This is a genomic window from Streptomyces chattanoogensis, assembly GCF_001294335.1.
Lineage (GTDB): Bacteria > Actinomycetota > Actinomycetes > Streptomycetales > Streptomycetaceae > Streptomyces > Streptomyces chattanoogensis.
On the sequence record NZ_LGKG01000013.1, the window covers coordinates 96615 to 115036 of the forward strand.

Here is an 18422-nt window from a genome sequence, read left to right on the forward strand (position 1 = left end):
CCCCCCTCAGCGATGCCTACGACAGCCCATCAGACATCGTTCAATGGAGGGCAAGGAGCGGGCAAACAGGTGCTCTAGAGACGGCCAACAGAACGCCCAGTAGTGAGAACCCATGTACCGCCCAGCGGGCAGGCGGCATCTGCCGGCCGAACCACCCCGCCCGCAAGGCTGGCGCCCCCGCCCGGCTCCCCCCTATGGTCCCTCCCCATGAAGCCGATTTCGGGGGACCTGGCGTACGAAATCCTGGCCCGCGGCCACCACCACTACTCGCACCACTACGGCGGCACCCACGGGACCAGCGACGGCATCATGGACTGGTGGGAGTGGCTGATCCTGGGCGTCGGCGTGATTGTCGTCATCTGGGCGCTGGTGAAGAAGTTCAGTTCCGACTGAAGACCCCGGCACCCAGGCAAAAGGCCCCCGTCGCGGTGCGACAGGGGCCTTCACGCACCCGGGCGGCGGCCGGTCAGTCGAACCAGCGGGCCTCGGCCAGTTCCTCGCCCCGCTCCGGGTCCTCCAGTAGCGCGGCCACCTCGAAGCGACGCGGCCACTGGGCTGTCGCCCAGGACAGGCCCGCGGCGACACCCTCCAGCGTGGCGGCATGCAACGTGCCATCGGGGGTCCAGCGCCAGTCCAGTTCCGTGCCGTCCTCCAGCTCCAGCGCCTCGTGTTCGAGGTATGAGGTGGGGGTGGCGGGGCCGAGGAGTACGCGCACGGCCTCGGGGACTTCGTGGCGTACGCCCTCGGAGCTCACAGACGCCGTGACCGTCTCGCTCAGGCGCCGCACCTGGAGGAGTTCGGCCAGTTCGGCGGCGCGGGACGGGCGGACCGGGAGGAGCGCCATGTCACCGGCCAGGGGCATCAGGTCGGGGGCGTCGGCGACGATGGCGTCGCTTGCGTCCACCACTCGCAGTTCGCCGCCCACCACCGCGCGCAGTTCGTCGGGGAGGGTGACGTCGTCGGGGTCCATGTCGGTCAACGCGCCGTAGAGGGCGTGGAGTTGGGCAGCGCCGACGGTGACGTCGGGGTCGGCGAGGCGGGAGAGGAGTTCGGCCGCGCCGCCCGGCTCGTCCAGGAGGGCCGCCACCGAGGTGCGGACTCCCAGGGCGCGCAGGACCTGGGCGTCGACCTCGCCGGCGTCCGCGGACTCGTACAGGCCGGCGAGGAGAGGGTCGCCGCCGGCGGAGCGGAGACCGGCGGGGCGGCGGCCGTCGAGTACGGGGTGGCCGCGCAGCCACCAGGCGGTGTAGGGGCGTACGGACTCCGTGGTGCCGTCGGGGAGGAGGATCCGTACGGGGGTGGTCAGCGCGTCCCGCAGGGGCGGCTGGGAGAGCATGGCGAGGACCTGGGGCCAGCAGTCGTCGTCGACCAGGTCGAGGTCGCGGACGGCGAGCAGCTCGGTCACCACGGGGGGTACGGGGGTGTCGGGCAGGGTGTCGAGGACGTCCTCGCACCAGACGTCGACGGCGTCGAGGAGGCCGGGGTCGTCGGGTTCGGCGAAGTCCCCGTCGCGGGGTTCGAGTTCGTCCGGGTCCAGGACGACGTCGGCGGCACGGACGAGGGCGAAGGCGGCCAGGACGCCGACGGCCGTCAGTGGCTGTTCACCCCAGCGCGCAGCCAACTCGGCGTCGCAGGCGGCGAGTTCACCTTCCCGGATGACGCGTTCGAAGGGACTGCCGGGCAGGACCAGCTCCCCGGCGGGGGCCAGCTCGCCCTCGTCGTCCGGCAGGGCCAGGGCGGCCAGCCAGGGCTCGTCGCCGGGGGTGAGGTTGGCGTCGCGGACCAGGCCGAGGACCGCCTCGGCCAGCTCCTCGGCGCCGAGCGGGGCGCCGAAGCCGCCGCCCAGCTCGTCCGCGAAGACGTCGTAGGCGTCCTCGTCGGCGTCCAGGGAGTTCTCCACCGCCGCCCGGACCTGGGGTGTCGTCAGGACCGCGCGCGGGGAGGCCGGGGTGGCGCCCAGCTTCTCCAGCAGCGGGTGTACGGCGTCCGGGTGGGCGACCTTCAGGCCGAGGCGGGCGAGGGTGCGGTGGCGGGCCTCGGTGTCGCCGTCCTCGTACGGGCCGCCGCCGGGCAGGGGGAGGAGGACCTGACGGGGGCCGATCGTGGTGCGTACGGTGCCGGTCGCGCCGCCCGGTCCCTGGCCGGCCGCACCCGCAAGGGGGACCGGGAGGCCGCTGAGGCGGTCCGGGTCGGTGCCGGCCAGCGCGTCGTAGAGGCGCCACCACCAGCCGGGGGACCGCTCGACGCCCGCCAGCCGGTCGATCATCTCGCTGAGCGGCACCCGCGCCACGCCCAACGCCCGCAGCTCCGGCCGCCGTTCGAGACCGGCCGGCAGCAGGCTGGGGAAGAGCTCGGCCAGGACGGACACGGTGGCCGCGCCCGCGCCCTCCAGGAGTTCGGCGTCCACGGGGCGGAGGATGTAGCGGGCGGCGTCGGCGCCGCCCTCGTCCCACTCGGGGGACGTCTCCGGTTCGACGGACGTTCCCGCGGGCGTTCCGGCGCTCGGCAGGAAGCGGACCCGGGGCAGCATCTCCAGCACCTGGCGGCGCAGCTCGCCGTCCAGGCCGCCCTTGCCCAGGGGGCCCGGGACCAGGTCGAGGGTGCCGACGGAGACCGGCTGCCAGTCGCGGAGCAGGGACGCGTAGGTCACGGCGGCCTGCTCCACCAGGAAGTCGGACAGGGGGCCCGGCGCGATATGGCGGCGGGTCGGCTCCAGGGGGAAGGAGGCGATGAGGAGGGCGGGCAGGCCCAGGGGCTCGTCCGTCGGGGTGGGCGCGTGCAGCACTGCCGCGGTCGTCGGCCGTACCGGCGCACCCTCGCTGTCCACCGGCACCGCCCAGGTCACCGACCACACCGGGCGCAGCCGCTCCTCGATGGGCCGGTCCGCGAGCAGCGCCGGGTCCAGCGGGCCGCCGTCGGTGGCCACCCGCCAGCGGGTGGCGCCGCGCTCGCTGTCCTCGATCAGGACGCAGTCGCCGTCCTGACGGCGCCTCAGTTCCCGTACGCCCTCCGGGGTTTCGATCACGACCTCGGCCAGGCCCGGCAGGGTAAGCAGCAGCGCCGCGTCGATCCCGGACAGCAGCCGCTCGGCGAGGTCCAGCGCCGCACCGTCGCGCAGCGGCAGCACGACCGCGGTGTCATAGCCCTCGGGCGCACTGCCCTCCGCGGGCAGCGGGAGGCGCAGCAGCGGTACGTGGCCGTCGCGGCGGCGCAGCTCGCCGCCCAGGCCGGGGCTGTGCGCGGCCACCTCCTGGGTCAGCACACGGGCCTCGGCGAGCGACCAGCGGACACCGCCGGTACGCCCCACCAGCGCCGGCTCGTCGCTCACGGACAGCACCGCGGCGAACCCGACGCCGAACCGGCCGACCGCGCCCGCGGCCACACTCGTCTCCCGCTTGGCGGAGGCGCGCAGCGTGGACAGGGACTCGACGCCGGTGGCGTCCAGGGGGGCACCGGTGTTGGACGCGACGAGTACGGCGGAACCGGTGTCGTCGGCCGGGTGCAGGGTCAGGCGCAGCCGCCCGGGGACGCCGGCCCGGCCCGCCGCGTCGGCGGCGTTCTGGGCCAGCTCGACGGCGAGGCGGTCGCGGTAGCCGCCCAGCGCGAGGTCCTCCTCGGCATTGGCGTCCTCCCGGAACCGGGCGGGCGACGCGGCCCAGGCATCCAGCACGCCGCGGCGCAGCCGCGCGGTCCCAAACGGGTCAGCCCCTTCGGTTGCGCCTCGTACCCACGACGTACCAGCCACGTGTCCGTCTCCCTTTAGGTGGTCTCCTGGGCCTGACGTTACCTGGGCCGCGTTACGGGTTTCTCCCCACGTTGCCGGGTGCGGCGCCGTGATGGGTTCCGTTGTTCCGGACCCGCCTTCGGCGGGATCGGGGGAGGTTGTGGGGCCGGCCGCGAGGTGTACTGGCAGGTACGGGCCGGTCCTCCAGGACTTCGTCCCTACGGCCCAACCCCTTCCGCCGGTTTCGCGACCGCCCCAGGGCGGGGGGGGAATGACCAGGGGCGGATCTGGGTGGTCAAGCGGGCGGACCGTCTGTTCCTTCCCTGCCACCGGCCGGAGGTCGACTACGGACGGGAGGCGGCAGACCGTAGCGACGGAGTCGTGTAGGGCTGACGCCGCACCCCCGCTACGGACAGCCGGCCGCAACGGCCAACACCCCACCCCCGCCGGAGGCGAAACGGCGCCGCACCCGCCATCGCGAAGTGAACCCAGAACTCAGCTATGGCCCAGCTCATCCGCGGGTCCGGGCTCCGTCACGGACCCGCCCGGCTCGGGCCGCAAGGCAAGGGCCTCGACCACGGTCTCGTCCAGCACCGGCGCGGGCGGCCGCGGCGGTGCCGGCATCACGGCGGCCTCGGAGTGTGCCCCGCAGCCGTAGGCGAGGGAGACGACCCGGCCGTCCGCCGGGGCGAACTCATTGGGCACACCCCGAAGGCCTGGCGCAGCGAGCCGGCCAGCGGGGTCAGGAAACCGCAGGTCATGCAGGTGGCGGGGGCGGCCTGGGCCATCGGGGTCTTGGGGCCGTACGCCTCCTCCCAGCGGTCGGCCGCGGTGTGCAGGCCGTACCGGGAGAGGACCCGCGCCCGCCGCATGCCCAGCTCTTCGGCGAGGTCGGCGATGCCGCCCCGGGCGGGGGAAGGCTGGATCGCCGGGGAGCCGGGTACGACGTCGGCCTCCTCCGTGTCGGCGACCTCGGCGGCCATGCCCTCGGCGACCGCGGAGTTCGGCGGCGGGCCGTCCTCGCCGGAGAAGCCGGGCTCGAGGCGCAGGTCCTCGGCCTCCGTGGGCAGCAGGTCGCCGGGGCCCATGTCGCCGGGGCGCAGCCGCTCGCTCCAGGGGACCCATTCGGGTGCCAGGAGGGCGTCGGGGCCGGGCAGGAGGACGGACTCGTCGAGGGTGACGACCTTGGCGCGGGAGGCGCGGGCGACCGTCACGGCCCAGCGCCAGCCGCGGTAGCCGGGCTCATTGCAGGCAAAGAGATGGGTGACGACGCGGTCTCCGTCGGCGACCGCGTCGATGTGCTCGCCGACCGTTCCGGGAAGCGCGGTTTCCTCCGCTGCCGCACGGGCAAGGTCGACCGCCTCGGCGCACAGGCGGTCGGGGGTACGGCTTCGCATCGCAGCACTCACAAGAATCGATTCTCTCTTCCACGCCGTCTCACGAGTGCGCCAGCCAAGGCTGTCCTGTCTGTCCGGACGACCGGCGGGGCCGGGGCGGGCGGAGCGGACCTGGGGACCGCGTCGACGTCCGCGCCCGGTCGGTTTCGGTCGAGCGCACCTCTTACGTCCCATTCTGCGGGATCGCCATGAGGCACGCGGCCAAAAACGACCGTCGGTGGCGCGCTACACACGCTACCCCTTCAACGGTGTACGACCCCTCGCGGGAGCGGCAAATGTCAGCAGCGGGCCGCCGGGGCCGGTGCGCCGCGCGTGGCAGGGCGGAGAAAACACCATCTACCGGGCGAATTGGGGCAATATGGCCGGGTGGCTGCCGCACGGTACGCAGGGACCCGGGTACGGCGGGCGGGCCGGGCGGCCGGCCGCGCGCTGCGTTCGCCGTTCACCGGAGCGGCCCGGGGCCTGCGCCGCGCCACCCATGCGCACGGCGCGGGCGAGTCGGGCCTGAGCAAACTGATCGAACTGCACGCGGTGAACGCCGCGGGCGACATGATGATCACGGTCGCGCTGGCCTCGACGGTGTTCTTCTCCGTCCCGACCGACCAGGCACGGGGGCGGGTGGCGCTGTACCTGGCGGTCACCATGGCGCCGTTCGCGCTGCTCGCGCCGGTGGTCGGACCGCTGCTGGACCGGGTGCCGCACGGCCGCCGGGCGGCGATGGCGGGCGCGATGCTGGCGCGGGCGCTGCTGGCGCTGACGATGTCGGGCGCGGTGGCGACCGGCGGGCTGGAGCTGTATCCGGCGGCGCTGGGGGTGCTGGTGGCCTCGAAGGCGTACGGGGTGGTGCGCAGCGCGGTGGTGCCGCGGCTGCTGCCGCCGCGGATTTCGCTGGTCAAGGCCAATTCGCGGGTGACGCTGGCCGGTCTGCTGGCCACCGGCGTGGCGGCGCCGGCGGGCGCCGGGCTGCACCTGATCGGGCCGGAGTGGCCGCTGTACGGGGCGTTCGTGGTGTTCGTGGCCGGGACGGTCCTGTCGTTCTCCCTGCCGCACAAGGTGGATTCGGCCAAGGGCGAGGGCCGGGCACGGCTGGCGTCCCACGAGGCGGTCGCCGTCTCGGGTGGCAGACCGCCGAAACCGGGGCTGCGGACGGTCGGGCCGTCGGTGCTGCACGGTCTGCAGGCCAATGCCTGTCTGCGGGCGCTCTCCGGGTTTCTGACGTTCTTCCTGGCGTTCCTGCTGCGTGAGCATCCGCTGGGCGGGCTGGGTCCGGCGACGTCACTGGGGCTGGTGGTGGTCGCGGCCGGTACGGGCAATGCGCTGGGTACGGCGGTGGGCGCCTGGCTGAAGGCGCGCGGGCCCGAGGCGATCATCGCGGGGATGCTGGGGCTGGCGCTGAGCGCGACGGTGCTCGCGGCGGTCTTGTACAGCGTGATCGCGATCGTCGTGGTGACTGCCGTGGCGGCCAGTGCCGGGTTCTGCCAGGCGCTGGCGAAGCTGTCGCTGGACGCGATGATCCAGCGGGATGTGCCGGAGGCCGTACGGACCTCGGCGTTCGCCCGGTCGGAGACGGCGCTGCAGATGGCGTGGGTGGTCGGCGGGGCCATCGGAATCTCGCTGCCGCTGATCGGGGTGGTGGGGATGTCGGTGGCGGCGGGGCTGGTGGCGACCGGGGTGGCGCTGGCCGTGCGGGGGCTACTGGGGGCGGCCCGGCACGGCGGCGCGTCGCGCGCCCGGGTCGCCTGACCGGCGGCCCGCGGACACCCCGGCGGGCCCGGCCCGCGCGGCACGCCGTACCCGCGCGTGGCGTGGGCCGGGGCGCCCGATAGCCTGCCCGTATGACCGCTGCGTTGATCTCCCGGGGCAAGGGCCGCCGTACCGCTGCCGCCATCGGTGCCGTGTCCCTGGGCCTGCTCACCCTCTCCGCCTGTGAGAAGCCGACCGCGCTCGCGACCGTCACGGCCGGCTCCTCGACCGTGTCGGCCGAGGCGACCCCTGGTTGCGACGGCGGCGAGAAGGCTCTCGACAAGGTGAAATTCACCGCCTGCATCTCCAAGGAGGGCGGCAAGACGCTCACCGTGAGCCCCGGCGAGAAGGTGCGTATCGGCGTGGAGCCGGACATCGCCAAGCGCGGCTGGCTCGCGTTCGCCGGAGACGGCCAGGGCGTGTCCAAGACCCACCAGACCTACCGCACGCTCGACAGCAGCCAGCTGTTCGTGAAGCAGGACCCGCAGACCCAGCGCACCTACACCGTCGACACGGTCACGCTGCAGGTCGCGGAGTACCCCAAGGAGGGCGGCCAGATCCCCTCGGCCATCTTCCACTTCACACTGAAGCAGAAGGACTGAGGACCGCTGCCCCGGACCGGAGAACCGCCGCACCCCGTACGGACCGTCTGATGCGCGTCCTGGTCGTCACCGCGGTGGCCGCCGAGCGCGATGCGGTGTGTGCCGCGGGCGGGCCGTACGGCACACGGACGCTGCCCGGCGGCCACGCGCTGCGGTGCGCGGCCGGAGCCGGGGGGTCGCTCGATGTGCTGGCCGCCGGGGTCGGTCCCGCCGCCGCGGCCGCCGGTACGGCCACCGCGCTGACCGCAGCGGCGCTCGCGGAAGCGCCGTACGGGCTGGTGGTCTCGGCCGGTATCGGCGGCGGCTTCGCGCCCCACGCGCCGCTGGGTTCGGTGGTGGTCGCGGAGGCGATCGTCGCCGCCGACCTGGGCGCCGAGACCCCCGACGGGTTCCTCCCGGTCACCGAACTCGGCTTCGGGACCGTCACCCACCGCCCCGATCCGGCGCTGGTCAAGGCGGTCGCCACGGCGGCCGGCGCCGCGGTCGGCACCGTCCTCACCGTCTCCACCGTCACCGGCAGCGCCGCCCGCACCGCCGAACTGGCCGCCCGTCACCCGGGGGTGCTGGCCGAGGCCATGGAGGGCTTCGGCGTCGCCGAGGCCGCCGCCGCGCACGGCGTGCCCGTACTGGAGATCCGTACGGTCTCCAATGCCGTCGGCCCCCGTGACCGCGCCGCCTGGCGGATCGGCGACGCACTGGCCGCGCTGACCGGCGTCTTCCGGGCGCTGCCGGCCTCCCCCGCGCTCTCGGCTGCGCTCGAGCGGGGAGGTACCCCCACCGTCCCGTCCCCAGGGAGGACCCCGTGACCCGGCCCCTGAACATCGCGTACTCGCCGTGCCCGAACGACACCTTCGTCTTCGACGCCCTGGCCCACGGCCGGGTCCCGGGCGGCCCGGAGCTGGCGGTCACCTTCGCCGACATCGACCTCACCAACGGCATGGCCGAGCGCGGCGAGTTCGACGTCCTGAAGGTCTCCTACGCCGTCCTGCCCTGGGTCCTAGAGGAGTACGCGCTGCTGCCGTGCGGCGGCGCGCTGGGGCGCGGCTGCGGGCCGCTGGTGCTGGCCCGGGAGCAGGGCAGCGCCGCGGACCTCGCGGGCAGAACCGTCGCGGTGCCCAGCGAACGCTCCACGGCTTACCTTCTGTTCCGCCTCTGGGCGGCTGCCGAAGTGCCGGGCGGGGTGGGCGAGATCGTGGTGCTGCCGTTCCACGAGATCATGCCGGCGGTGCGCGACGGCAAGGTGGACGCGGGCCTGGTCATCCACGAGGCGCGCTTCACCTACCAGGACTACGGGCTCAGCTGCCTGGCCGACATGGGCGAGCACTGGGAGACCACCACCGGGCTGCCGATTCCGCTCGGCGCGATCATCGCCAAGCGGTCGCTGGGCGAGCCCGCGCTGCGCGAGCTGGCGGCGGCGATCCGCACCTCCGTACGCATGGCCTGGGACGACCCGGAGGCCTCCCGGCCGTACGTCCTGGAACACGCCCAGGAAATGGACCCGGCCGTCACCGAGGCGCACATCGGGCTGTACGTCAACGACTTCACCGCGGACCTCGGCACGGACGGCTACGCCGCGGTACGCGGCCTGCTCGGCCGCGCCGCGGCCGAGGGACTGGTACCGCCCCTCGGCCACGATGCGCTGAATTTCCCGGACGAGCGCTGAGGCACGCCCCGGCCGGTCAGACGTCCAGCTGGTCGGCCACCGCCCGCAGCATTCCGGCGATCTTCGCGCCGTGCGCCTTGTCCGGGTAGCGGCCGCGCTCCAGCTGCTGTGTGACGTTTTCCAGCAGCGTGGTGAGGTCCTGCACGATCGAGGCGAGTTCGTCCGGCTTACGGCGCTGTGCGGCCGCCACCGAGGGCGCGGGGTCGAGGAGGGTCACGGTCAGTGCCTGGTCACCGCGCTGGCCGGCGACCACGCCGAATTCCACGCGCTGACCGGGCTTGAGTGCGTCCACGCCGTCGGGAAGTACCGACGAATGCACAAAGACGTCGCCGCCGTCGTCGCGGGAGAGAAAGCCGAAGCCCTTCTCGCTGTTGAACCACTTGACCTTGCCGGTAGGCACGTCTGTCCTCGTCCTCGTACTCGTCGGAAAATGCTGGGGAGAAAATTACTGGAAAGGGGGCGGGCCGGATCCGCTGCGGAATCTGCGGAAGAAGCGGGTCTGGATAAACGGGTCTGGATAGCAGTGCAGCGGGTCACAGGACCCGCCACCACCAAGGCTAATGGTCCGGTGCCCGGTGACAAGACGTCGCAGGGTGGTTCCTCAGTGCTTCTGGCCCGGACTTACCCTGGTCAGGTGTCTGACGAAACGCCCCAGGCCGGGGATCTGCTGGTCCGAATCGGCGCGATCATGTTCCTAGTTGGCGCAGTGGCCACTCTCGCCACGGTGACGCCGCTGTTCCTCGGAACCGATCCGCTGCCGTCCGCCTTCTACTGGGTGTGCATGCTGATGGGCGCCGGTTTCGCGGTCGCCGCGACGGGCGTGATCCGGTCCGCCAGGGCCCAGCGGCGTCAGGCGGAAGCGGCCGCCGCGTCCGCGCCTTCTGCCCCATCCGCCCCTTCTGCCACGTAGCGATCCAGCCACGCCGGGAACTCGGTCAGATCGCCGAACACCACATCGGCGCCCGCCGCGCGCAGCTCCTCGGCGGTGCACGGCCCCGTCGCGACGGCCACCGACAGCGCGCCCGCGGCCCGCGCGCCCCGCACGTCACCGATGTGGTCGCCGACGTAGATCCCCGCCCCGTGCTCGCGCAGCGCCTCGGCCTTGGCCTCCGCCCACAGCGAGCCGATGACCGCGTCCGCGTCGATGCCCAGATGCGCCAGATGCAGCTTGGCGTTGGGCTCGAACTTCGCGGTGACGACGATGGCGCGCCCTCCCCTCGCCTGCACCGCCGCAATGGCCTCCCGGGCGCCCGGCATCGCCGGCGACCCGTCGATGGCGTGCTCCGGGTACAGCCCCCGGTAGACATCGCTGATCTCCGCCACCCGCTCCTCGGGGTACCACCGGCGGATCTCCTCCTCCAGCGGCGGCCCCAGCCGTGTGATGGCCGCATCGGCGTCCACGTACGTGCCGGTCCTGGCGGACAGCTCCAGGTAGGTGGCCTTGATGCCGGGCCGGGAGTCGATCAGGGTCATGTCGAGGTCGAATCCGACCGTGAGCGGGGGTGCCATGGGCTTTATTCTCCCCGCGTTGCCGGGTGCGGCGCCGTGGGGGGTTCCGTTTGCCCGCCTTCGGCGGGCGGGGTGGGGGTTGGCCGTTGTGGTCGGGCTTTGCGCAGGGGTGGGGTGCGGGGGCTCTCCTCCGGTACTCCGTCCCTGCGGAGCGCCCCCTCCCGTCCGTGGTCGACCTCCGGCCGGTGGGTGGGGAGGTACAGACGGGCCGCCCGCTTGCCCTCCCAGATCAGCCACAGCCGACCCCACCCCCCACCCAGGGGCGGTCGCGGAACCGGCGGGAGGGGTCGGGCCCGTAGGGACGAAGTCCTGGAGGACCGGCCCCGCACCCACGACCACACGCCCGCGACCGGCCCCACAACCTCCCCCGATCCCGCCGCCAGGCGGGCCCGAAACAACGGAACCCACCACGGCGCCGCACCCGGCAACGTGGGGCGCACCCGAAGGGCACCCAGCTAACGGCCCCGCCGACGAAGGCGCCACAACACGAACACGGCCGACGCGACAGCCGCGCCCCGTGCCACCCCCGGCAGACCGTCCATCAGCGCCTGTCCCAGCCGCCCCTGGGCGATCGGATCGCCCCAGCGTCCGTCGAACCGGCCCCACAGCCACACCATGAACCCGCCGACGGCGGTCCCCGGCACCCCCAGTGCCGCGCACTTCGCCTCGGCGCGGGTCAGCCGCCGCGATACGTACGCCAGCGCCCAGCCGGCCGCGAGCGCAAGCCACTGGTCCAGGACGGCACCCGCCAGCAGGAGAACCACGGCCAGCGCCGGTACGGGGCTGAGCCAGGCCCAGGGGGACGCGGACGCCGCCGCGGGCTCGGCCTCGTCGGCGGTGGACTCCTCGGCAGCGGGGTCGGCGGCGGGGTCGGGTCCCCGCCGCCGCCCGAGCACGCCCCGCAGCAGCCCCGCACGCGTTCGCGCGCCGCCCGTCCCGGCGACCGGGGCCTCCTCGGCGTCGTCCTTCTCGGTGGACGGTGCCGGCCGCTCCCAGACCTCCGGAAGCTCGATGCCGCCGACGAACCCGGGGACCGTCTCCTCCGCCCCGTACGGCGACGGCTCCACCCGCCACCAGTCCGGCGGATCGTCCGCCTCGCCCAGCTCGTCGGCGCCCGCCAGATGGGGCGGCGCGGCGGCCGGCTCCGGTGCGGCGGGCCGGGCCGGTTTGCGCAGCAGGCCGGGCCGCGCCGCGCCGTCCCGCGGCGCGGGCACCTTGCCGGTCAGCCCGCCGAGACCGCTCTTCGGGGCCGCCGGCCGGGGCGTCTCCCCGCCCGCCGCGGCCGTCACCACGGCCTCCGGCGTCCCCAGCCGCGCCAGTACCCGCTTCACACCAGGGACGGTGTCGGCCTTCCGGGCGTCTATCTCGCTCCGCAGCCCGGCGACCAGCCGCATCCGGGTGGCGGCCGGCAGCCCCCGCTGGTGGGCCAGGTCGCCCACCCGGCTCAGATAGTCAAAGACGAGCTGATCGCTCTCGATCCCCACGACATAACCCCACGAAATCCCCTGCGGCGTCCGCTGGTTGCTGTCCCGACCGTACCGCCCGCCCGTTCTCCCCGCCGCCACCGCCGGGCGCGCCGGGCGTACGCCCCCGGCGCCGTGGCCGCCGGACAGTGCCCCCGGATCGGTCACCCCGCTAACGTAGGACGAATGACCGATACACCCCGCACCCTGGCCGAGGAGCTCAGAACCCGCACCGACAGCGGGCTCGCCGGCCTGCTGCGGGCCCGGCCCGACCTGCTCAGTCCGGTGCCGGGCGATGTCACCCAGCTCGCCACCCGGGCCGGGACCCGGGCGTCGGTGGTGCGGGCGGTGGAGCGGCTGGACAGGTTCGCGCTGCAGACCGCCGAGGCGCTGGCGGTGGCGCCCGATCCCTGCCCGTACGAGACGCTCGGCGGGCTGATGGGCGGCGACGCCGGGGACGGGACGGTCGCGGCGGAGCTGCCCCGGGCGGTGGCCGCGCTGCGGGCGCAGGCGCTGGTGTGGGGGCCGGACGACCGGCTGCGGCTGGTGCGTACGGCCCGTGAGCTGCTCACGCCGAGCGCCACGCATCCGTCCCCGACCGGGCTCGGCCCGACCGTCGCGGAGGCCGCGGCCGGGATGTCGCCGGGGCGGCTGCAGGAGATCCTCGCCACGGCCGGGCTGCCGGCCACCCACGATCCGGTCACCGCGGTCGCCGCCCTGACCGGCCTGTTCTGCGACCGGGCCCGGATGGCGGCGCTGCTCGACGCCGCCCCCGCGGAGTCCGTTGCGGTCCTCGACAAGCTGCTGTGGGGCCCTCCGTACGGCGGTGTGACGGACCGGCCGGCCGGTCATCTGCAGTGGCTCCTGGACCGGGGGCTGCTGCTGCCGGCGGGCGGGCGCAATGTCGTACTGCCCCGGGAAGCGGCCCTGCACCTGCGTGCCGGGCGCGCCCACCGCACCCCTGAGCCGCTGCCGCCGGTTCTCTCGCCCGTCACGGAACGCGATCCACAGCTTGTGGACAACGCCGCGGCGAGCCAGGCGTTCACGGCGCTGGCGACCGTCGAGGAGCTGCTCAAGGAGTGGGACCTGGGCGGCCCGGCCGTGCTGCGCGCCGGGGGCATGAGCGTCCGCGACCTCAAGCGGACCGCCACCGCCCTGGACACCACCGAGCAGCTGGCCGCCTTCTGGCTCGAACTCGCCTACGGGGCGGGGCTGATCGCCTCCGACGGCGAGGCCGACGAGCGGTACGCGGCCACGCCGGCCGCCGAGGACTGGCTCCAGCTGCCCGACCACGAGCGCTGGGCCGTCATCGCGGGCGCGTGGCTGTCCGCGACCCGTACGCCGGGTCTGGTCGGCACCGCCGATGCGAAGGGGCGCGCGCTCGCCGCCCTCGGCCCGAACCTCGACCGTTCCCCGGCCCCCGAGGTCCGCCACCGCGCCCTCGCCCTCCTGGCCTCCCTCCCGCCCGGTACGTCCGTGCCCCCTGCGGCGGTGCTGGCGCGCCTCCGGTGGGAGCGGCCGCTGCGGGGAGCGGCGGCGGGCGCGCACGAAGCGGGCCCCGCCGCCCCGGGTTCCGCCGCCCCCGGCTCCCCCGCCCCCGTGGAGCCGGACCTCCGCTCACGGCTTGCCCAGTGGACGCTCGACGAGGCCGAGTTGCTGGGCGTGACCGGCCGCGGCGCGCTCGCCGGCCATGCCCGCGCGCTGCTCGACACCGAACCGTCCGCCACGCCCGCCGAGCGCACCGCCGCCGTGTCCCGCGCCGCGGCCCTCCTCGCTCCCCTTCTCCCCGAGCCCCTTGACCACGTCCTCCTCCAGGCGGACCTGACCGCCGTCGCCCCGGGCCCGCTGCGCCGCCCGCTCGCCGAGGCGCTCGACGTGCTGGCGGACGTCGAGTCCAAGGGCGGCGCGACGGTGTACCGCTTCACCCCCGCCTCGGTGCGCCGCGCCCTGGACGCCGGCCGCTCCGCCGCCGAACTCCAGGAGTTCCTCGGCGCCCACTCCCGTACGCCGGTCCCCCAGCCCCTCGCGTACCTCATCGACGATGTGGCCCGCAGGCACGGCCAGTTGCGGATCGGCGCGGCCGCCGCCTACCTCCGCTGCGACGACGACGCGCTCCTGTCCGAGATCCTCGCCGACCGCCGCTCCGCCGCCCTCCGCCTGCGCCGTCTGGCCCCCACCGTGCTGGCCGCGCAGACCGCCCCCGACCAGCTCCTCGACGGCCTGCGCGCCATGGGTTACGCCCCCGCCGCCGAGTCCGCCACCGGCGATGTCCTGATCGCCCGTACCGACTCCTACCGGACCGCGCCCCGCACGGCCCCCACCCCGGTCCCCGAGGGCCCGCCCGCCCCCGACGACACCCTCCTCGCCGCCGCCGTACGCGCCATCCGCGCCGGCGACCTCGCCGCCACCGCCGAACGCAAGCCGGTGCACGCCCCCGCCCCGGCCCCCGGTGCCCTCCCCCGCACCACCTCCGCCGAGACCCTGGCCACCATGCAGGCCGCCGTCCTGACCAGCTCCGCCCTGTGGATCGGCTACGTCAACGCCGATGGCGCCGCCAGCCAGCGGGTGATCGCCCCGGTGCGCGTCGAGGGCGGTTTCGTCACGGCCTACGACCACACGTCGGACGAGGTCCGCACCTACCCGCTGCACCGGATCACGGGGGTGGCGGAGCTGGCGGACGACGCGGTGTGAGCGGGTCCGCCCGGCAGCGTTCCGTCCGTCGTCCCCGACCCGTCCCCGTTCCCGCGCCGATGCGGCACACTGGAGATTTGGCCGTACGGGACGATCCCGCGCGGACCGTACGGGAATCCCTCGTACGGGAGCCCCTCGTACGGGGACGGCCGCCGGTGACCGGAAAGGGCGAGGCGCGTGAACGGACCTCTCATCGTCCAGAGCGACAAGACGCTGCTCCTGGAGGTGGACCATGAGCTGGCCGACGCCTGCCGTCGGGCCATCGCGCCGTTCGCGGAGCTGGAGCGGGCGCCGGAGCACATCCACACCTACCGGGTGACGCCGCTGGGGCTGTGGAACGCGCGGGCCGCCGGGCATGACGCCGAGCAGGTCGTGGATGCGCTGGTGCAGTTCTCGCGGTATCCGGTGCCGCATGCGCTGCTGGTCGACATCGCGGAGACGATGTCGCGGTACGGGCGGCTGTCGCTGACCAAGCACCCGGCGCACGGGCTGGTGCTGACCACCACCGACCGGCCGGTGCTCGAGGAGATCCTGCGGTCGAAGAAGGTGCAGCCGCTGGTCGGGGCGCGGATCGACCCGGACAGCGTCGTCGTGCACCCCTCCGAGCGGGGGCAGATCAAGCAGACGCTGCTGAAGCTGGGCTGGCCCGCCGAGGACCTCGCCGGCTACGTGGACGGTGAGGCGCATCCGATCGAGCTGCGCGAGGACGGCTGGGCGCTACGGCCGTATCAGCAGCAGGCCGTGGAGGGGTTCTGGCACGGCGGCTCGGGTGTCGTCGTACTGCCCTGTGGTGCGGGAAAGACGCTGGTCGGGGCCGGTGCGATGGCCCAGGCGAAGGCCACCACGCTGATCCTGGTCACCAACACGGTCTCGGCGCGGCAGTGGAAGCACGAGCTGGTGAAGCGGACCTCGCTGACCGCGGACGAGATCGGTGAGTACAGCGGCACGAGGAAGGAGATCCGGCCGGTCACCATCGCGACGTATCAGGTGCTGACCACGAAGCGGAAGGGTGTGTATCCGCATCTGGAGCTCTTCGACTCCCGCGACTGGGGCCTGATCGTCTATGACGAGGTGCATCTGCTGCCCGCGCCGGTCTTCAAGTTCACCGCCGATCTGCAGGCGCGGCGGCGGCTGGGGCTGACCGCGACGCTGGTACGGGAGGACGGGCGGGAGTCGGATGTCTTCTCGCTCATCGGGCCGAAGCGCTTCGACGCCCCGTGGAAGGAGATCGAGGCGCAGGGGTATATCGCCCCGGCCGACTGCGTGGAGGTACGGGTCAATCTGACCGAGTCGGAGCGGCTGACGTATGCGATGGCCGAGACCGAGGAGAAGTACCGGTACTGCGCGACGACGGCCAGCAAGCAGAGTGTGACGGAGGCGCTGGTCCGGCGTCATCAGGGCGAGCAGACGCTGGTCATCGGGCAGTACATCGACCAGCTGGACGAGCTGGGCGAGCATCTGGACGCGCCGGTGATCAAGGGGGAGACCACCAACGCGCAGCGGGAGAAGCTCTTCGACGCGTTCCGGGAGGGGAAGATCTCGGTGCTGGTCGTTTCGAAGGTGGCGAACTTCTCGATCGATCTGCCCGAGGCCACGGTCGCGATTCAGGTGTCCGGCACCTTCGGGTCGCGGCAGGAGGAGGCGCAGCGGCTGGGGCGGGTGCTGCGGCCCAAGGCGGACGGCCACGAGGCGCGGTTCTACTCGGTCGTCGCCCGCGACACCATCGACCAGGACTTCGCGGCGCACCGCCAGCGCTTCCTGGCCGAGCAGGGGTACGCGTACCGGATCGTGGACTCGGACGAGCTGCTGGCGGCGGACGAGGAGTGGTGAGGTGCGGGCGGCCGGGGATGCGGTGACATGAGCCGGGCAGCCCCCGGCTGACGCCCCGGAGCCTCAGCTCGTACGGGAGCGGGCGCCCGGCCGCTCGGGCGCCGCGCGGGGCAGCGGGATCCGGCCCGGCCCGGCGGGGCGGTCCGCGGCATTGCGTGTCCACCACACCAGCGCGGCCAGCAGCGCCAGCCCGAGTAGCGGATACGGCGCGGTGAGCGGCTGCTGCCACCAGGAGAGCCGCAGATCGAGGTCGCCGGTGTGCGGCACGATCCACAGGGTGCGGGCGGTGAAGGCGAGGGTGACCGCGGCCAGCAGCGCGCGGCGCCAGGGGATGCCGCGGGTGTGCGCGGCGAGGGTGGCCAGCAGCGGTACGCACCAGACCCAGTGGTGCGACCAGCTGATCGGGGAGACCAGGAGCGCCGTGACGGCGGTGACCAGCACGCCCCAGGTGTCCAGGCCGCGCCGCAGATAGACGCGGCGGGCGACACAGAGCCCGGCGATGCCGGTGAGCAGCGCCGCCGCCGTCCACAGGAGGCCGGGCTCGGGGTCGTGCAGGACGCGGGAGATCAGTCCCTGAAGGGACTGGTTGTCGACGATCCAGACCTTGCCGACCCGGCCCGTCTCGAACATCCGCCGCGTCCAGAACTCCACGCTGGCGTCGGGCAGGAACAGCAGGCCGATGAGCACCGAGACGGCGAATCCGGCGAGGGCGCCGAAGGCGGCCTTCACCCGGCCGGTGATCAGGAGATAGACGGCGAAGAGCGCGGGGGTGAGCTTGATGCCCGCGGCGATGCCGGTGACGAATCCCTTGAAGCGCGCGCCGTCGGGGCGGGAGAGGTCCCACAGGACCAGGCAGGCCAGGGCGAGGTTGACCTGGCCGAAGACGAAGGTCTGGAAGACCGGTTCGAGCCAGAGGCCGAGGGCGGTGGCGGCGAGGAGGACGGGGGCCGAGCCGGCGGCCTTGCGCAGACCGGCGGCCTTGCAGGAGAGGTGGACCAGCAGGGCGAGGAGGGCGGCGTTGACGAGAACGCAGACGACCTTGAGGGTGGCGAGCGAGATCCAGGCGGTGGGGATGAAGAGCAGGGCGGCGAAGGGCGGGTAGGTGGCGGGGAGGTGCCACTTGGTGACGGTGAATCCGTAGAGGTCACCGCCGGTCGCGGCGGCTTCGCCTTCCGCGCGGTAGACGGCTATGTCGGACATCGGGAGCGGCTGGACCTCGTACAGCGCCCACAGCCCCCCGAATGACACCGCGAGCAGTGCCGCCGCGATGATCAGCCGGCGGGGTCCGGCGATGCGGGAGCCGGCGATGCTCTGCGCCCCGGTCCGCGTCCGTCTCCCTTTCCAGGTCCCCGTCCCCTCGGCGGCAGACACCCGTCGACCCCTCCTTTGTCGCCCCGGAGCGCGCTCTTTGCGGCGACGCTAGTGGATCGAGGCCTACGGCCCGTAACGGTTTCCGGTCATCCGGACGTCGCGGCGGGGGCGGGCCCTTGCGCCCGATGGCGCGGGGTCCGGGGTGGTGGGCTCCGGGGTGGTGGGGTCGTGGGATACGGCGGTCAATCGTCGGCGTACTCCCCCAGGACCGCGACGCTGAATGCCGCCGCGGCGAAGACCTTGACCGCGCGGAGGACGTTGCCGACCACATGGCGGTGCTGGTGGGCGTGCTCCGCGGCATGCGGGGCGTCGGTGCCGGGGCCGAGGGCGGTTGCGCCTTTGACCGGATGCAGGGAGATCGGGTGGACGGATGCGGAGTGAATCGCTGCGCTGCTCATGTCTCCATGATGGATTTCACGCGATTGCCGC

14 protein-coding genes and 1 pseudogene are annotated in these 18422 nt (G+C 73.9%); 8 read left to right on the top strand and 7 right to left on the bottom strand.

Going from position 1 to position 18422, the window contains the following annotated elements:
• Positions 1 to 207: 207 nt before the first annotated feature.
• A complete protein-coding gene (locus tag ADL29_RS04620; RefSeq protein ID WP_053922468.1) occupies positions 208 to 393 on the top strand; it encodes a hypothetical protein in 186 nt (61 codons plus the stop codon).
• A 73-nt stretch (positions 394 to 466) separates the two neighbouring features.
• On the opposite strand, the gene ADL29_RS04625 is transcribed toward ADL29_RS04620, so the two are convergent.
• Positions 467 to 3745 carry a sacsin N-terminal ATP-binding-like domain-containing protein gene (locus tag ADL29_RS04625; protein WP_053922469.1) on the bottom strand — a complete coding sequence of 1093 codons (3279 nt, stop codon included), beginning with the start codon at positions 3743 to 3745 and terminating at the stop codon, positions 467 to 469.
• A gap of 474 nt (positions 3746 to 4219) precedes the next feature.
• Positions 4220 to 5121 (bottom strand): annotated as a pseudogene (locus ADL29_RS04630) (DUF3027 domain-containing protein).
• Between the two features lie 348 nt (positions 5122 to 5469).
• On the opposite strand from ADL29_RS04630, the gene ADL29_RS04635 reads away from it, so the two are divergent.
• The 4 genes from ADL29_RS04635 to ADL29_RS04650 all read left to right on the top strand — a co-directional run bounded on the left by ADL29_RS04635 (position 5470) and on the right by ADL29_RS04650 (position 9129).
• Entirely contained in the window at positions 5470 to 6864 is a 1395-nt protein-coding gene (locus tag ADL29_RS04635) for an MFS transporter (RefSeq protein WP_053922470.1), read from the top strand.
• A 92-nt stretch (positions 6865 to 6956) separates the two neighbouring features.
• Positions 6957 to 7466 (top strand): hypothetical protein, encoded by a 510-nt coding sequence (locus ADL29_RS04640; RefSeq protein ID WP_046926515.1) that lies wholly within the window; start codon positions 6957 to 6959, stop codon positions 7464 to 7466.
• Between the two features lie 50 nt (positions 7467 to 7516).
• Positions 7517 to 8272 (top strand): futalosine hydrolase, encoded by a 756-nt coding sequence (locus tag ADL29_RS04645; RefSeq protein ID WP_078970737.1) that lies wholly within the window; start codon positions 7517 to 7519, stop codon positions 8270 to 8272.
• Positions 8269 to 9129 carry a 1,4-dihydroxy-6-naphtoate synthase gene (locus tag ADL29_RS04650; protein WP_053922471.1) on the top strand — a complete coding sequence of 287 codons (861 nt, stop codon included), beginning with the start codon at positions 8269 to 8271 and terminating at the stop codon, positions 9127 to 9129. Before ADL29_RS04645 ends, ADL29_RS04650 begins: the two co-directional genes overlap by 4 nt.
• A 16-nt stretch (positions 9130 to 9145) precedes the next feature.
• Here ADL29_RS04650 and ADL29_RS45950 read toward each other — a convergent pair whose 3' ends face one another.
• Positions 9146 to 9529 (bottom strand): cold-shock protein, encoded by a 384-nt coding sequence (locus ADL29_RS45950; RefSeq protein WP_046926517.1) that lies wholly within the window; start codon positions 9527 to 9529, stop codon positions 9146 to 9148.
• Positions 9530 to 9763: 234 nt separating this feature from the next.
• On the opposite strand from ADL29_RS45950, the gene ADL29_RS04660 reads away from it, so the two are divergent.
• A complete protein-coding gene (locus tag ADL29_RS04660; RefSeq protein WP_053922472.1) occupies positions 9764 to 10039 on the top strand; it encodes a hypothetical protein in 276 nt (91 codons plus the stop codon).
• Here the strand turns inward: ADL29_RS04660 and ADL29_RS04665 are convergent.
• Together ADL29_RS04665 and ADL29_RS04670 are read right to left on the bottom strand one after the other, a co-directional pair.
• Entirely contained in the window at positions 9979 to 10638 is a 660-nt protein-coding gene (locus tag ADL29_RS04665; RefSeq protein ID WP_053922473.1) for an HAD family hydrolase, read from the bottom strand. The genes ADL29_RS04660 and ADL29_RS04665 overlap by 61 nt on opposite strands.
• 455 nt (positions 10639 to 11093) lie before the next feature.
• A complete protein-coding gene (locus ADL29_RS04670) occupies positions 11094 to 12269 on the bottom strand; it encodes a hypothetical protein (protein WP_342671137.1) in 1176 nt (391 codons plus the stop codon).
• Positions 12270 to 12287: 18 nt separating this feature from the next.
• Here ADL29_RS04670 and ADL29_RS04675 point away from each other — a divergent pair, with 18 nt between their 5' ends.
• Positions 12288 to 14792, top strand: a complete 2505-nt coding sequence (locus tag ADL29_RS04675; protein ID WP_053922475.1) for a helicase C-terminal domain-containing protein — start codon at positions 12288 to 12290, stop codon at positions 14790 to 14792.
• A gap of 177 nt (positions 14793 to 14969) precedes the next feature.
• A complete protein-coding gene (locus ADL29_RS04680) occupies positions 14970 to 16622 on the top strand; it encodes a DNA repair helicase XPB (protein ID WP_053922476.1) in 1653 nt (550 codons plus the stop codon).
• Between the two features lie 63 nt (positions 16623 to 16685).
• Here ADL29_RS04680 and ADL29_RS04685 read toward each other — a convergent pair whose 3' ends face one another.
• Both ADL29_RS04685 and ADL29_RS04690 read right to left on the bottom strand, forming a co-directional pair.
• Positions 16686 to 17993 carry a glycosyltransferase 87 family protein gene (locus ADL29_RS04685; RefSeq protein WP_053922477.1) on the bottom strand — a complete coding sequence of 436 codons (1308 nt, stop codon included), beginning with the start codon at positions 17991 to 17993 and terminating at the stop codon, positions 16686 to 16688.
• 182 nt (positions 17994 to 18175) lie between these two features.
• A complete protein-coding gene (locus ADL29_RS04690) occupies positions 18176 to 18391 on the bottom strand; it encodes a hypothetical protein (protein WP_053922478.1) in 216 nt (71 codons plus the stop codon).
• Positions 18392 to 18422: the final 31 nt, after the last annotated feature.